The following is a 13,664-nucleotide window of genomic DNA, read 5'->3' as shown; positions in this document are numbered from 1 at the left end:
GATCAGTTCCCGGCGAGCGCGATGGAGTCGTAGGTCGCCGCGACATCGTCGAGGAACTCGTCGTCGTTCTTGATCGTGTCTCCGTCGACGCGGTGCGAGGATACGAAGACGACGACGTCACCGGCGTCGTTCTCAAATGCGAAGGCGCCGACGTGTGCGGTTGTCGTACCGCAGTCGTCCCCGCCTCCGTCGCGCGTCGACTCGAGCTCCACCAGCATCCCCGTAACCCCACCGGCGGTGGACTTCTCCGTCGGGCTACTGGGATCGGTCAATGTCGCTGCTGGCGACCACACCGTGTTAGCCCACTCATCGGCCGTGCTCTGCGCCGCCTCAGCGAGGTCGCTCTGGTCGCTGGTCACGAATGCGAACAACACGTCCGCGCCGGCCTCGGGAGTGCACGCCTCGTAGCTCGTGGCGGAGTGCAACGACATCGAACCGGCGGGCATATCGAGCGGACCAGCCCACATGCTCGGCTCGTATCCGTCAGTTGGATAGCTGTACGAGACGTCGAACTCGTCGTTGACGATTTCGGTCGGCTCGCTCGTCGAGGCAGAACTAGAACTGGACTGCTCGCTGGAAGCGGACGCCGAATTGCCGCTCGTCTCGCCCGGCGCTGCATTGGGATCGTCGTCCTCGCCGGATATCACGACGATCACGGTGACCACCGCGAGCACCACCACTGCCACCAAGGCGACGAGGATCGGCGCAGTGAAGACCTTGCCTCGCTGCCCCGAAGTACTCATGAGTGCTCTCCTTTGAGGCGGCGAGCGAACTCACCCGACGGTTTATCGAGGTCAAGCACTCTGGCATGAATTGCGGTGCGCTGATGCAGCGCGGAGCGTAACGCGCGGTGCAGCCCATCCTCGAGGTAAGACTCGCCGCGCCAGCGGACCACATGAGTGAACAGGTCGCCGTAAAAGGTGCTCGCCTCGTCCAGCAATGCGTCCAATGCGAGTTCGCGCTTGGTCGTCGTCAACTCATCCAGCCGGATCTGTTGCGGTGGAATCGTCGACCATTCGCGCTGGGTCAACCCATGCTCGGGATACGGGCGGCCGTTGCCGATCGCCTTGAAGATCACGATGCTTACCGTTCTATTCGCTGATATTGGTCGGTGACGCTCGAGGAGAGTGTAGGTCGGCACACCCGCATACCCTCGCCCATACTGCCGAGCGAGACGTAAACTTGACCTGGCACTCTGCGGCCCGGAGTGCCAATCGAGACGAGGAGGTGACGGATGTCCACGCAGCAACGACGACTGGATGTATTGCGAGCCGTTGTCGCCGACTTCGTCTCCACGAATGAACCGGTCGGCAGCAAGGCCATCGTTGAGCGCCACAATCTCGGCGTGTCGGCCGCAACGATCCGCAACGATATGGCGGCGTTGGAGGAGGAGGGGTACATCACCCATCCGCACACCAGCGCCGGGCGGATCCCCACGGGCAAGGGGTACCGCCTGTTCGTCGACGAACTCGACGAACTGCGTCCGATGTCCGGCGCCGAGCGACGCGCGATCGAGCGCTTCATCGAAGGTGCCGTCGATCTGGACGACGTCCTGCGCCGTAGCGTGCGGCTGCTGTCGCAACTGACCAGGCAGGCTGCTGTGATCAGCTACCCGAGCCTGCTGCGCTCCGTTGTTCGACATATCGAAATCGTCCCCGTCGCGAGCACCCGCGTGATGGTGGTGCTGATTACCGAGTCCGGGCGCGTCGAACAGCGCAGCGCCGATATTCCGGCTGAACTCAGCCCGGACGACGTTGTCGACCTGCGGAACGCGGTGAACTCCTCGCTGGCCGGGCAGGAACTGTCCGACGCAGCCGCGCTCGTGGCTGGGTTGCCGGTTGCGGTGAGCGCCGAGCTGAGTGCGGCCATGGCCGTGGTGTGCACGTTGCTGCTGGACGCTCTCGTCGAGCCCGACGACGGCCGGGTGATGGTCGGCGGCGCGGCGAACCTGACCCGTCAAACCTCTGATTTCCATTCCTCACTCGGTGAGGTCCTGGACGCGCTCGAAGAGCACGTCATACTGCTGAAACTGATCGACGAATCGGCCTCGGCCGGTGTCCGTGTGTCCATCGGCGAAGAGAACCCGACCCCGGGTCTGTGGTCTACCTCCGTCGTATCCACGTCGTACGGCGACGAGTTGCGCCACCTCGGCGGGCTTGCGGTGGTCGGCCCGACGCGGATGGACTACGCCGCCAATATGGGCGCGGTGATGACCGTCGCCCGATATGTCAGCCGCCTGATACACGGCGGCTGAACCCCCGCACTTGACCTACGTACTCAAAACTCGACTGGAGCACTGTGCCAACGGATTACTTTGCCGTACTGGGCCTGGAGAAGGACGCCTCGACGTCCGATATCAAGAAGGCCTACCGCAAACTTGCCCGTGACTACCACCCGGACGTGAACTCCTCGCCGGAGGCGCAGGAGCGTTTCGGTGAGGTCTCGCGCGCGTATGAGGTGCTCACCGACCCGGAGAAGCGGCGCATCGTCGACCTGGGCGGCGACCCTTACGACACCAACGGCGGATCGCGCGGTGGTGGCGCCGGAGGGTTCGGCGCGGCCGGATTCGGCGGGTTCAGCGACATCATGGACGCGTTCTTCGGCGGCAGTGGCGCCACCCGCCAACCCAAGAGTCGCGTGCGCCCCGGCGCCGACGCGTTGCTTCCGGTCGAACTGACGCTCGAGGAGACCGCGTTCGGCGTGACCAAAGAGTTTGCGGTCGAAACCGCGATTCTGTGCGATACCTGCCAGGGCGAAGGCACTAGCGAGGGCACGTCGATCAGCGAGTGTGGGACCTGCGGGGGCCGCGGTGAGATCCAGGCCGTACAGCGCACCCTGCTGGGCCAGATGATGGTGACCCGCGAGTGCCACGCGTGCCGCGGTACTGGCGTCATCATTCCCTCGCCGTGCGCGAAGTGCGCCGGCGACGGGCGGGTTCGCGCCCGGCGTACGGTCTCGGCGCGGATCCCCGCCGGTGTCGAAGACGGGATGCGGATTCGGTTGGCCAGTCAAGGAGAGGTCGGGCCGGGCGGCGGGCCGGCGGGCGACCTGTACATCGAGGTCCACGAGCAGGCCCACGACATCTTCACCCGCGAGGGTGAGGACCTGCACTGCCGCGTCACGCTGCCGATGACATCCGCCGCGCTGGGCACCACCCTGGAACTGACGAACCTGGACGAATCGAACGAAAGTATCGAGATCAAGGCAGGCACTCAATCCGGCGACAAACTGACGGTGCGCGAGAAGGGCGTCCCGCGGCTGCGATCGAGTACCCGAGGTGACCTGATCGTGCACCTGGAGGTTCGTACGCCGACCAAACTGGATGCCGAGCAGACCCGGCTGCTAACCGAACTCGCCGCGGCTCGCGGCGAAGAGGGAGAGGCCTCGACGAAGGCCAACCCCGCCGGTGGCCTGTTCAGCCGGATGCGCGACGCCTTTCACGGCCGCTGATGGCACGCGCCTCGGCGTACCCGCCGGTCTTTTTTGGTGAACTGCCGGACGACGCGGACATCATTGAACTCGGCGGTGAGGACGGCGCGCACGCGGTGCGGGTGCGCCGGATCCGGACCGGGGAAGCGATACGGATCGCCGACGGTAATGGGTGCTACGCCGACTGCGAGGTCATCGAGTTGGCGCAGCGATCGCTGCGCGCGCAGGTCATCGCCAGGGGCACCGAGGTTGAGCGGCTACCGCGGCTGATCGTCGTACAGGCGCTGGCGAAAGGCGACCGGGGCACACTCGCGGTCGAAATGCTGACCGAGATCGGCGTCGACGAGATCATCCCCTGGCAGGCCACCCACAGCGTCGCGAAATGGGACGGTAAGGAAGATAAGTCCCGCGCGCGATGGGCTCAGGTCGCACGCGAAGCAGCCAAGCAGTCGCGGCGCGCTCGCATCCCCCGAATCGGCCCGGTGGTGCATGCTGCCGCAGTCGCCGACCTCTGCGGTGATGCGCAGTCGATCGTGCTGCACGAGTCGGCGACCGAGCCGATCACGGCATTGAATCTGGATCGTGGCGGTAGCGACGTCGTCCTTGTGGTTGGCCCCGAAGGCGGTGTCTCGCCCGATGAATTGGACGCGCTACGCGCCGCCGGCGCGTCGATAATCAGGCTTGGTCCGGAGGTGTTGCGGACTTCGACGGCGGGGCTGGTCGGAGCCACCTGGGCAAGTGTCGCCCTGAACCGCTGGGCGGGCTGAGGAACCAGCAATTGGTCGTCGAAAACAAATGCCATGGTTCCTGTCGCGGCACTCAACTAGACTTGGGGTATTCCAGCCCCGCGTGAAAGGCCAGGTACACGCTCCTCGTGTCGAGCACCGGCGAAACCAGGAACCAATCCCACACGAATACCGCGCCTCCCGCAGTGGCGGCCGACTCGGGCGATGCGCAGCCTGTCAGCACCACGTTCGAGGTCCCGTCGAGTACGCCGATGGTGACGTTGCTCGGCGTCCGAGACGAGTACCTCCGGCTCATCGAGTCGAGCGTCACCACTCAGATCGACGTTCGTGGCACATCCATCACGATCACCGGCCATCACGGCGAAGTCGCGTTCACCCAGCGGGTGTTCGACGAGTTGCTGGCCCTGCTGCAGTCCGGGCACGAATTGAGCACGGACGTCGTACGGCGCAGTATTGGCATGATGCGTCAGGATCGCCATCAGCGCCCGGCCGACGTGCTCAGCATCAACATTTTGAGTCGCCGCGGTCGCTCGATTCGACCCAAGACGATCGGGCAGAAAGAATACGTCGATGCGATCGACGCACACACGATCGTGTTCGGTATCGGACCGGCGGGCACCGGAAAGACTTACCTGGCGATGGCCAAGGCCGTGCAGGCTTTGCAGTCCAAGCAGGTCAACCGAATCATCCTGACGCGTCCCGCGGTGGAGGCCGGCGAGCGCCTCGGATTCCTTCCCGGCTCATTGTCGGAGAAGATCGATCCGTACTTGCGGCCGCTGTATGACGCGCTGCACGACATGATCGACCCCGAGTCGATCCCGCGCCTGATGGAGGCCGGAACCATCGAGGTCGCTCCGCTTGCCTATATGCGCGGTCGGAGCCTCAACGATGCGTTCATCATTCTGGACGAGGCGCAGAACACCACCGCCGAGCAGATGAAGATGTTCCTCACCCGACTCGGGTTCGGCTCCAAAATCGTGGTCACCGGCGACACGACCCAGGTTGATCTTCCCGGCGGGCAACAGTCGGGCTTGCGGATTGTGCGTGACATTCTCGATGGCGTGGACGACATCGGGTTCCGTGAACTCACCAGTCAGGACGTCGTTCGGCACCGTCTGGTCGGAGAAATCGTCGACGCCTACGCGCGGCATGACGCCCGTGGTCGACAGGATCAGCGTGGCCAGCGTGAAGACCGCGGAAGGCGTCAGGCATGAGCGTTGAGATCACCAACGAGTCCTCGATCCCGGTCGGCGAGATCCGGTTGGCCGCGATCGCTGACTTCATGCTCGGCCAGCTCGGCATCCATCCGCAAGCAGAGCTCTCGATTCTGATCGTCGACGTCCCGCACATGGCCGCACTGAACGAGCGCTGGATGGGCGAGGAAGGCGCGACCGACGTGCTGGCCTTCCCGATGGACGAGCTCAGCCCGGCCACTCGACCCGGCGTCGCGCCGGCGGATATCGCCGACGATGAGGACGAAGAGCCAGGCATCGTCGGCGACATCGTGCTGTGTCCCGCGGTGGCGATCTCGCAGGCCGCGGCCGCCGGGCACACGTTCGAGGATGAGTTACATATGCTCACCACGCACGGCATTCTGCATCTGCTGGGCTATGACCATATGGAGCCCGAGGAGGAGCGTGAGATGTTCGGGCTGCAGGGGCAACTGTTGAAGAAGTGGCGAGCGGAGACCGAACGAGCGCGTGGCTAGTTCGGATCTGACGCTGCTGATCGTCGCCCTGGTCCTCGTCGTCCTCGGCGGCGTCTTTGCCATGGTCGACGCGGCACTGCTTCGAGTCAGCAAGGCGCGCGTATCTGAGTTCTGCAAGGAAGGTGTGCGCGGAGCGAAAGCGCTCGCGGATGTCGTCGCTGACCTGCCGCGCCACACCAACCTCCTGTTGCTGCTGCGCCTCGCATGTGAGATGACGGCGGTGGTGATGGCTACCGTCGTGATCACCAACTACATCGATGCCACCTGGGTGCAGGTATTGACCGCGGCGGCCGGTATGACCGTGATCAGTTACGTCATCGTCGGTGTGGGCCCGCGCACGCTCGGCCGCCAACACCCATACGCTACGGCGCTGCGTACGGCCGTCCTGGTGCGCACGCTAGGGATCGTGCTCGGACCGATCGCCGGCTTACTGATCGTGATTGGCAACGCGATTACCCCGGGCCGCGGTTTCCGGGAAGGTCCGTTTGCCACTGAAGTAGAACTGCGCGAGCTGGTTGATCTGGCCGAACAGCGCGGCGTTGTTGAGCATGAAGAGCGCGAGATGGTTCATGCGGTATTCGGCCTCGGCGACACCATTGCCCGGGAGGTGATGGTCCCGCGGCCGGAGATGGTGTGGATCGAGGGCTCCAAACGGGTCGGGCAGGCACTCGCCCTCGCGCTACGCAGCGGTTTCTCTCGCATCCCGGTCGTCGGCGAGAACGTTGACGACATCATCGGCGTCGTCTACCTGAAAGATCTGGTACGGCGCACCCAGGGATCGGATGCCGATACCGCTCGGAAAACCCCCATCGCCGAGGTGATGCGACCGGCAAGTTTCGTCCCCGAATCGAAACCGGTTGACGACCTGCTGCGCGAGATGCAGATCAACCGGATCCACATCGCGATCGTGATCGACGAGTACGGCGGTACGGCTGGTCTGTTGACGATCGAGGACATCCTGGAGGAAATCGTCGGCGAGATCGCGGACGAGTACGACACGAACGAGGTCGCGCCGATCGAAGATCTCGAAGACGGTAGCGTCCGGATCCAGTCGCGGGTCACCGTGGAGGACCTAGCCGAGAAATTCGACGTCGATATCGAGATCAACGACGACGTGGAGACCGTTGGCGGTCTGATGGCGCAGCAACTTGGGTTGGTGCCGATTCCCGGCGCGGTCGTCCGGGTTGCCGGGTTGCGCCTGGAGGCCGAGGACACCATCGGGCGGCGAAATCGGATCTCGTCAGTGCGCGTCGTACGCGAGTCTTTGCCGAGTTCGGCCCCCTCCGGGGAGAATCAGCACGATGAACGGGATTACCCGTATCGCGACCAGGAGGTGGAACGATGAGCGAAGCAGCACATCGCAGTGGATTCGTCAGCTTCGTGGGGCGACCCAATGCGGGGAAATCCACGCTCACCAATGCGTTGGTGGGGGAGAAGATCGCGATCACCAGCGATAAGCCGCAGACGACCCGGCACGCGATCCGCGGGATCGTCGACCGACCTGACGCGCAGATCGTCATCGTGGACACCCCTGGGCTACACCGCCCGCGGACGCTGCTCGGCGAGCGGTTGAACGACGTCGTCACCGCGACACTGTCCGAGGTGGATGTGATCGGTTTCTGCCTCCCGGCAGGAGAAAAGGTCGGGCCGGGCGACAAGTACATCGCGCGAATGCTGCGCGAGAACACGAAGGCACCGGTGATCGGCATCGTTACGAAGACCGATATCGCCGCGCCGCGCCGCATCGCGGAGGCGCTGCTGCAGGTGAACGAACTGCAGGCCGAACTCGGTCGCGACTTCGCCGAGATCATCCCGATCTCTGCGGTGGCCGGTGAACAGACGGAGTTGTTGCTCGAACTCATCGAGAGGCAGCTGCCCGAAGGACCGAAACTGTTCCTGGACGATGAAAAGACCGACGAGAGCACCGAAAAGCTGATCGCGGAGTTCATCCGTGAGGCCGCGCTCGCCGAGGCCCGCGACGAGTTGCCGCACTCGATCGCTTGTGCCGTCGAAGAAATCCTGCCGCGCGAGGACTCCGACGTCCTGGACGTGCACGCGTTCCTGTATGTCGAGCGGTCGAGCCAGAAACCCATCATGCTTGGCCCGCGCGGTTCACGGATCAAGCAGATCGGCACCATCGCGCGCAAACAGATCGAAGAGCGGCTGGGTATCCGGATCTACCTGCATCTGCACGTCAGCGTGCTGGCCGAGTGGCAGCGCGATCCCAAAAAACTCACCCGGCTGGGTTTCTAAATGGTGCTGGCAGCCGACGGCGCAGCGGCGTACTACCCGGGGGCGTGGGCGTTGGCCGCCCTCGTGGTCATCCTCGCGATCGCCGTACTCGTCGCCAAGCGTGAACGGACTCGGCAACAGAAGGTCGTTGACCAACTACCCTCCGGGACCTGGAGTGCACCGTGCCTGGATGCGACCTCGCCGACGGTCAAACGACTACTGATCGTCGACGAGGACGGTATCGCGATCGCGGAGACGAAAACCGGCTCCCGTGATTCGTGGCCGTGGAGCGACGTTAAAGGAGTCGGTGGCCGCGAAATGCGTACTCGACTGCAGCACAATCAAGGTTTGCGCATCCTGCTGAATAACGGCCACGTGCGCGATCTGTTGGTGTACCTCGGCGTGGGAAAAGCCGGGTACGAGCGAGGCGCAATCGAGGCGCAGGCCGAGATCGAACGTCGACTTACCGCCGCGCGAGGCGAGTAGGTGGGATGATCTAGCGAATGACCACCGTTCGCGACGAGGGCGTCGTCCTGCGGCTGCACAAGCTAGGGGAGGCTGACCGCATCGTCACCCTGCTGACCCGCCGTGGCGGTGTTGTACGCGCTGTCGCCAAGGGCGTACGACGCACGGGTTCGAAGTTCGGCGCGCGGTTGGAGCCAGGTAGTCACGTCGATCTGCAGCTCTACGCCGGTAGGTCGCTGGGCATCGTGACCCAGGCAGAAAGTTTGCACCATTTCGGAGCGCAGGTAGTCGATGACTACCCGCGTTATACGACGATGCAGGCAATACTCGAAGCCAGTGAGCGACTCGCTGGCGAGGAGGGAGCCGCATCGCTGCGGTTGTACCTGCTGCTGGTTGGCGCCCTGCGTTCACTTGGCCAAAAGGAGAGGTCCGCGCAACTGGTGCTGGATGCATTCTTGGTCCGTGCGATGTCTGTCGCCGGGTGGGAGCCTGCGCTGAACGAATGCGCGCGGTGCGCGGACCCCGGGCCGCATCGCCGTTATTCGGTGGAATCCGGGGGAACAACGTGTACGTCCTGCGCCGTACCGCGCGCGGTCACGATCCAACGTGAGACCCCTGCGCACCTGAACGCGTTGCTGTGCGGTGATTGGGAACTGGCCGAATCCAGCGAACGTAGGGTGCAACGCGAATCCAGCGGGGTACTCGCCGCCCACCTGCAGTGGCACCTGGAGCGCGCGTTGCGTTCGCTGCCGCTGGTGGAGCGAGACCGGCCGGCCACCTTGACGGCCTCGCCGTACGACGACATCGACCCAGATCTGTTTGATGGACTGCCCCTAGGGGCACGAGAGAGTGAGGTGCCTCGTTGATGCCGCCGCGCCGGCCCACCCCGCATCCGTCGGGCGCCATCGCGCCCGACTTGCCATCGGACAAGGTGCCGAATCATGTCGCGATCGTGATGGACGGTAACGGTCGCTGGGCCAAATCGCGGGGGCTGGCTCGCACTAAAGGACATGAGGCGGGGGAGTCGTCGCTGTTCGACGTGGTCGAGGGCGCGATCGAGGTCGGCGTCAAGTGGGTGTCCGCGTACGCGTTCTCGACAGAGAACTGGAAGCGTTCGCCGGACGAGGTTCGATTCCTGATGGGCTTCAACCGCGACGTGATCCGTCGGCGTCGCGATGAGATGCACGAACTCGGTGTTCGGGTGCGATGGGCCGGGCGGCGTCCGCGCTTGTGGCGATCGGTGATCAAGGAACTCGAGATTGCCGAGGAACTGACCAAAGACAACACGACCTGCACGTTGACGATGTGTGTCAATTATGGGGGGCGAGCGGAGATCGCCGACGCTGCCGCCGCGCTGGCCCGCGATGTGCAAGCCGGCCGCGTGAATCCGGATAAGGTCACCGAGGAGGTGTTCGCGCGCTACCTGGACGAACCCGATATGCCGGACGTTGACCTATTCCTGCGTTCGTCCGGCGAGCAGCGCACCAGCAACTTCTTGCCGTGGCAATCGGCGTACGCCGAGTTGATGTTCGTCGATCGGCTTTGGCCGGATTTTGATCGATTGGATTTGTGGGATGCCTGCCTGGCGTACGCCGGACGCGAACGCCGCTTCGGCACCGCGTAGTCCGGCCGCTGTCGGCGCGGTGTAGGCCGGCCCGGACTAGCCGACGTGGGAGTTGTGGTGCTCCTTGGCGTGGCTGACGGCGTCGGCCACGATGTGTGCAATGTGGTCGTCGGCGAGCCGGTACACCACTTCGCGCCCGTGACGATCGCCGACGACGACCCCGGCTGAGCGCAGGATCCGAAGGTGCTGGGACACCAGCGGTTGTGCGACGTCCAAGGACTCGACCAACTCGTGTACGCACATCGGACCGTGCTCGTCGAGCAGTGAGATCAGGTGGGCGCGCAGCGGCGCCGACAATGCCTTCAGCAACTCTCCCGCGGCCATGAACGCGGAGGTGCCGCCGCGCGAGGAGACTTTCGGGGTGACGTCGCTGAGGGCGCCGTCGTGGATCGGTGCCTCATCGTTCATCGGGTCTCCTACCGGGGACTTTTCGTGCAGCTGATGGATTGTCATGTGCGTCGTACCACCTTACCGAGCAGTGCCGAGACGAAGAACATCGCGATCGCGAGGATGACGATAAGCGCGCCGGGCCCCACGTCCAGCGGGTACGACAGCAGGACGCCGACGACTGCCACGAGCAATCCGATTGCGATCGCGCCAAACAGTGTGGTTGAAAACGATTTCGCGAGTTGGGACGATGCGGCGACCGGCAACACCATCAGCGCGCTAATCAGTAGAAGGCCAACCACCCGCATCGATACCGACACCGTGAGCGCGGTCGTCACCGCGATCATGATGTTCAGCAGATTGACCGGAAGCCCGCCGACCCGGGCGAATTCCTCGTCGTTGCTGACCGCGTAGAGCACCTTCCGTAGGCCAATCGTGATCAGGAGAACGACAGCCGCCAGGATCGCGATCACGGTGAGATCTTCATCGTTCACCGTCAGGATCGAACCGAAGAGGAATGACTGTACGGTCGCGCCGCCGGAGTTCTGCATGGACATCATGAGCGCGCCGGCCGCGATACCGCCGTAGAACAGGATCGCCAGCGCGAGATCGCCGCTGGTTTTCGCTTTCGAGCGGACCAGTTCGGTGACGACGGCGCCGACGACCGAGACGATCACGGCGGTGATCACCGGTGAGGTTCCGGTCAGCACGCCGAGGCCCACGCCGGCGAAAGCGATGTGCCCGATCCCGTCTCCCATCAGCGACAGCTTCCGCTGCACGATGTAAATGCCTACTGCCGGCGCACATATCCCGACGAGCACGGCGGCGATGAGCGCCTTTTGCATGAACGGAATGCTCAGAATGCTGTCTGCGAGCAGAACCGTCACCGTTCGGAACCTCGCATCGACAGGACCTCAGGGACCCACTCGGCGCCGCCTGGCTCGGGCGCCTCGTGCGGGTGTACGTGGTCGTGTGCCGCGTGCACCCAACTGGGCTTGTCGTTACTTTCACAGTGGGTTGGCGCGTCCTGCGGTGAAGCGTCGTACTGCACCTTGCCGCCGTCCAGCGAGATCACACGCGTCAATAAGGGAGCGATCGGGCCGAACTCGTGCAGCACGAGAATGATCGTGCGGTCGGCAGCCGCGATGGTGCGCAGGGTCGTCGCGAACGCCGCCTGTTGCTCGAGGTCGACGCCGGCGAGCGGTTCGTCGAGCAACAGGAGTTCGGGTTCGCGGACCAGGGCGCGCGCGATCAACACGCGTTGCTGCTGGCCGCCGGACAACGCTGCGACCGGACGCGAGCGCAGGTCAGTGATCGCGGTGGCCTCGAGCGCGGCGTCCACTGCGGCGCGACGACGCGCGCCGCCAGTGCGGTGGAAGATACCTGACAGCAGGCCGGACTCCACGACTTCGACGACCGTCGACGGTACGCCGGACGCCGCACTCACCCGCTGTGGGACATAGCCGATTCGTTTGCGCTCAGCGGGGGTGATCCGGTCTCGACCGAACAGAGTGACGGTGCCGGTTCGATCGGGTATGAGGCCGATGAGCGAGCGCATGAGCGTCGACTTACCCGAGCCGTTCGAGCCGATGATGGCGAGCACCTCGCCGCGTCGTACCGTGAGGTTGATGTCGGACAACACCGTGTGGGAGCCGTACGCCGCACGCAGGCCACGTGTCTGCACGACGACGTCCTGGTCGGTGGAGGGGGAGCGAGGCACTGGTCTACGTTGCTCCAGCGGCATACTTATTGTCAAAGTTGCATGAATGCATACGACGTGATCCGGCGGGTGGGGACGATGCAGGCGATAATTCGGTTCGATCGACCCGACGACCGCGGGGCGTTCATCGCGCAGGGGGAACTGGCGCTTGGTGCCCTCAGCAGGTGCGCCGGATTCCGCGGCGGTGAACTAGCGCGCAGCACCGACGAGCCACAGACGTGGGTGCTGAGTACCCGGTGGCTGAACGTCGGCAGCTACCGTCGCGCGTTGTCCGATTACGACGTGAAGGTCCATGCCACGCCGTTCATGTACCTTGCGCGCGATGAGGTCACGGGTTTCGAGCCTGTGCTTGCCGCCGACGATGAGGGCGTTAGCCGAATCGCCGGAGACCTCGCTGATGACGCGCACGGCACGGGAATCGGCGACTTCGGTACGCGTCCGGAGCCACCCGCATCGTGGGGGCCTCGGTGAGGTAAATCTTCACCGAAAGGTCGCCGCGTACAGCGGCCACGCCGGAGTAGGGTCACCGCCTAGCGCGACTTGACTAATGTGACTACTGGCGAGGAAACGATGACGCAACCACCCGGGCCGACGCAGCCGAACGACCCTCAGCAACCCCACGGGCTGGCGCAGCCGAACGACCGTCAGCAGTCCCACGGGCAGGGGCAGCCGAACGACCGTCAGCAGTCCCACGGGCAGGGGCAGCCGTATGGCTACTCGCAGCCATACGGGCAGGGCGCGCCGACGTTTGGTCAGCAGGCGCCATATGGCCAGCAGCAGTACGGGCAACCTCAGCAGTACGGGCAACCCCAGCAGCAGTGGGGCGCACCGCCGACCAAGGCCGGCAATGGGAAGGTTCTCGGGTTCCTGGCGGGCGGGATCGTGCTGCTCGCGGCGATAGGCGTCACCTTGTTTCTGGTGCTCAGCGGTGGCGGCCGTGGCGTCGAGGAGACCGTCGACGTGTGGATGGCCGAAGTCGCGGACGGTGATTTGGCCGCCGCGAAGGACGTATCGTGCCCGCTGGTGGACGAGATGTTCGGCGATGCAGACAGCGCGGGTTTCCCGTCCGACATGGCCTACGAGATCAAGGATGCGCAGGAGGAGGGCGACACTGGTACGGCGGTCGTCGCGGTCACCGTGAACGGTGACGAAATGCAGATCAACTTCACGCTCGAGAAGAACGACGAAGGCGACTTCGAGGTCTGCAACTTCGAGCCCGACGAGCCCGCGAGCCCCACCGGCGCGGTGCCGCCGCCGAGCCCTAATTAAGACGCGGCGGTACATCTGACGTGCCGCGACAATCCTGGCACCTGGCGAGCACCGTAAGCACCGCGACCGTGAGGGCCGCGGCCG

The 13,664-nt window shown here is 64.6% G+C and carries 17 protein-coding genes; 12 read left to right on the top strand and 5 right to left on the bottom strand.

All coding sequences use genetic code 11. The annotated features are described in order from the left end of the window. Window positions 1-2: 2 nt before the first annotated feature. Both E1H16_RS14350 and E1H16_RS14345 read right to left on the bottom strand, forming a co-directional pair. On the bottom strand, window positions 3-743 hold the full coding sequence (locus E1H16_RS14350; RefSeq protein WP_134324599.1) for a DUF8017 domain-containing protein: 741 nt from the start codon (window positions 741-743) through the stop codon (window positions 3-5). Then, window positions 740-1,078, bottom strand: coding sequence for a type II toxin-antitoxin system VapB family antitoxin (locus tag E1H16_RS14345; RefSeq protein WP_134324598.1), 339 nt, complete (start codon window positions 1,076-1,078; stop codon window positions 740-742). The genes E1H16_RS14350 and E1H16_RS14345 overlap by 4 nt, the downstream gene beginning before the upstream one ends. 156 nt (window positions 1,079-1,234) lie before the next feature. Between E1H16_RS14345 and hrcA the strand changes: the two genes are divergently transcribed. The 10 genes from hrcA (at window position 1,235) to E1H16_RS14295 (ending at window position 10,204) form a co-directional block, all read left to right on the top strand. Then, a complete protein-coding gene (hrcA, locus tag E1H16_RS14340; RefSeq protein WP_134324597.1) occupies window positions 1,235-2,254 on the top strand; it encodes a heat-inducible transcriptional repressor HrcA in 1,020 nt (339 codons plus the stop codon). Window positions 2,255-2,298: 44 nt separating this feature from the next. Next, window positions 2,299-3,450: a molecular chaperone DnaJ gene (gene dnaJ, locus E1H16_RS14335; protein WP_134324596.1), complete on the top strand. Its 1,152-nt coding sequence runs from the start codon at window positions 2,299-2,301 to the stop codon at window positions 3,448-3,450. Beyond that, window positions 3,450-4,196: a 16S rRNA (uracil(1498)-N(3))-methyltransferase gene (locus E1H16_RS14330; protein WP_134324595.1), complete on the top strand. Its 747-nt coding sequence runs from the start codon at window positions 3,450-3,452 to the stop codon at window positions 4,194-4,196. The genes dnaJ and E1H16_RS14330 overlap by 1 nt, the downstream gene beginning before the upstream one ends. Window positions 4,197-4,360: 164 nt before the next feature. Continuing rightward, the gene (locus tag E1H16_RS14325) at window positions 4,361-5,389 is read left to right on the top strand and encodes a PhoH family protein (protein WP_243837865.1); all 1,029 of its coding nucleotides are present in this window, start codon (window positions 4,361-4,363) and stop codon (window positions 5,387-5,389) included. Then, the gene (gene ybeY, locus E1H16_RS14320; RefSeq protein WP_134324594.1) at window positions 5,386-5,883 is read left to right on the top strand and encodes an rRNA maturation RNase YbeY; all 498 of its coding nucleotides are present in this window, start codon (window positions 5,386-5,388) and stop codon (window positions 5,881-5,883) included. Before E1H16_RS14325 ends, ybeY begins: the two co-directional genes overlap by 4 nt. Then, a complete protein-coding gene (locus E1H16_RS14315; protein WP_134324593.1) occupies window positions 5,876-7,228 on the top strand; it encodes a hemolysin family protein in 1,353 nt (450 codons plus the stop codon). Before ybeY ends, E1H16_RS14315 begins: the two co-directional genes overlap by 8 nt. Beyond that, a complete protein-coding gene (gene era / locus E1H16_RS14310) occupies window positions 7,225-8,136 on the top strand; it encodes a GTPase Era (RefSeq protein WP_134324592.1) in 912 nt (303 codons plus the stop codon). The genes E1H16_RS14315 and era overlap by 4 nt, the downstream gene beginning before the upstream one ends. Then, window positions 8,137-8,601 carry a hypothetical protein gene (locus E1H16_RS14305; protein WP_134324591.1) on the top strand — a complete coding sequence of 155 codons (465 nt, stop codon included), beginning with the start codon at window positions 8,137-8,139 and terminating at the stop codon, window positions 8,599-8,601. 17 nt (window positions 8,602-8,618) lie between these two features. Continuing rightward, window positions 8,619-9,446 (top strand): DNA repair protein RecO, encoded by an 828-nt coding sequence (recO, locus tag E1H16_RS14300; protein WP_134324590.1) that lies wholly within the window; start codon window positions 8,619-8,621, stop codon window positions 9,444-9,446. Beyond that, entirely contained in the window at window positions 9,446-10,204 is a 759-nt protein-coding gene (locus E1H16_RS14295; protein ID WP_134324589.1) for an isoprenyl transferase, read from the top strand. The genes recO and E1H16_RS14295 overlap by 1 nt, the downstream gene beginning before the upstream one ends. A 36-nt stretch (window positions 10,205-10,240) precedes the next feature. Here E1H16_RS14295 and E1H16_RS14290 read toward each other — a convergent pair whose 3' ends face one another. Genes E1H16_RS14290 through E1H16_RS14280 form a run of 3 tightly spaced genes read right to left on the bottom strand, consistent with a single transcriptional unit; the run spans window position 10,241 to window position 12,311 of the window. Continuing rightward, a complete protein-coding gene (locus E1H16_RS14290; protein ID WP_134324588.1) occupies window positions 10,241-10,612 on the bottom strand; it encodes an ArsR/SmtB family transcription factor in 372 nt (123 codons plus the stop codon). A 41-nt stretch (window positions 10,613-10,653) separates the two neighbouring features. Beyond that, window positions 10,654-11,478, bottom strand: a complete 825-nt coding sequence (locus E1H16_RS14285) for a metal ABC transporter permease (RefSeq protein ID WP_208379066.1) — start codon at window positions 11,476-11,478, stop codon at window positions 10,654-10,656. Next, window positions 11,475-12,311: a metal ABC transporter ATP-binding protein gene (locus E1H16_RS14280; protein WP_166741787.1), complete on the bottom strand. Its 837-nt coding sequence runs from the start codon at window positions 12,309-12,311 to the stop codon at window positions 11,475-11,477. Before E1H16_RS14280 ends, E1H16_RS14285 begins: the two co-directional genes overlap by 4 nt. 42 nt (window positions 12,312-12,353) lie before the next feature. Here E1H16_RS14280 and E1H16_RS14275 point away from each other — a divergent pair, with 42 nt between their 5' ends. Together E1H16_RS14275 and E1H16_RS14270 are read left to right on the top strand one after the other, a co-directional pair. Continuing rightward, window positions 12,354-12,782, top strand: a complete 429-nt coding sequence (locus E1H16_RS14275; RefSeq protein WP_134324586.1) for an antibiotic biosynthesis monooxygenase family protein — start codon at window positions 12,354-12,356, stop codon at window positions 12,780-12,782. Between the two features lie 99 nt (window positions 12,783-12,881). Further along, on the top strand, window positions 12,882-13,580 hold the full coding sequence (locus E1H16_RS14270) for a nuclear transport factor 2 family protein (RefSeq protein ID WP_134324585.1): 699 nt from the start codon (window positions 12,882-12,884) through the stop codon (window positions 13,578-13,580). The last annotated feature ends 84 nt before the right edge of the window (window positions 13,581-13,664 follow it).

Source organism: Cumulibacter soli (assembly GCF_004382795.1).
Classification (GTDB): domain Bacteria; phylum Actinomycetota; class Actinomycetes; order Mycobacteriales; family Antricoccaceae; genus Cumulibacter; species Cumulibacter soli.
The sequence above is the reverse complement of the archived record's forward strand: the minus strand, read 5'-3'. Positions and strand labels throughout refer to the sequence as shown.

Excerpts from the sequence above, each read along its gene's own strand:
- ybeY (WP_134324594.1), top strand. The coding sequence starts at position 5,386 with ATGAGCGTTGAGATCACCAACGAGTCCTCGATCCCGGTCGGCGAGATC.
- era (WP_134324592.1), top strand. The coding sequence starts at position 7,225 with ATGAGCGAAGCAGCACATCGCAGTGGATTCGTCAGCTTCGTGGGGCGA.
- E1H16_RS14305 (WP_134324591.1), top strand. The coding sequence starts at position 8,137 with ATGGTGCTGGCAGCCGACGGCGCAGCGGCGTACTACCCGGGGGCGTGG.
- E1H16_RS14275 (WP_134324586.1), top strand. The coding sequence starts at position 12,354 with ATGAATGCATACGACGTGATCCGGCGGGTGGGGACGATGCAGGCGATA.
- E1H16_RS14350 (WP_134324599.1), bottom strand. The coding sequence starts at position 743 with ATGAGTACTTCGGGGCAGCGAGGCAAGGTCTTCACTGCGCCGATCCTC.
- hrcA (WP_134324597.1), top strand. The coding sequence starts at position 1,235 with ATGTCCACGCAGCAACGACGACTGGATGTATTGCGAGCCGTTGTCGCC.
- E1H16_RS14295 (WP_134324589.1), top strand. The coding sequence starts at position 9,446 with ATGCCGCCGCGCCGGCCCACCCCGCATCCGTCGGGCGCCATCGCGCCC.
- E1H16_RS14270 (WP_134324585.1), top strand. The coding sequence starts at position 12,882 with ATGACGCAACCACCCGGGCCGACGCAGCCGAACGACCCTCAGCAACCC.
- E1H16_RS14290 (WP_134324588.1), bottom strand. The coding sequence starts at position 10,612 with ATGAACGATGAGGCACCGATCCACGACGGCGCCCTCAGCGACGTCACC.
- E1H16_RS14330 (WP_134324595.1), top strand. The coding sequence starts at position 3,450 with ATGGCACGCGCCTCGGCGTACCCGCCGGTCTTTTTTGGTGAACTGCCG.
- recO (WP_134324590.1), top strand. The coding sequence starts at position 8,619 with ATGACCACCGTTCGCGACGAGGGCGTCGTCCTGCGGCTGCACAAGCTA.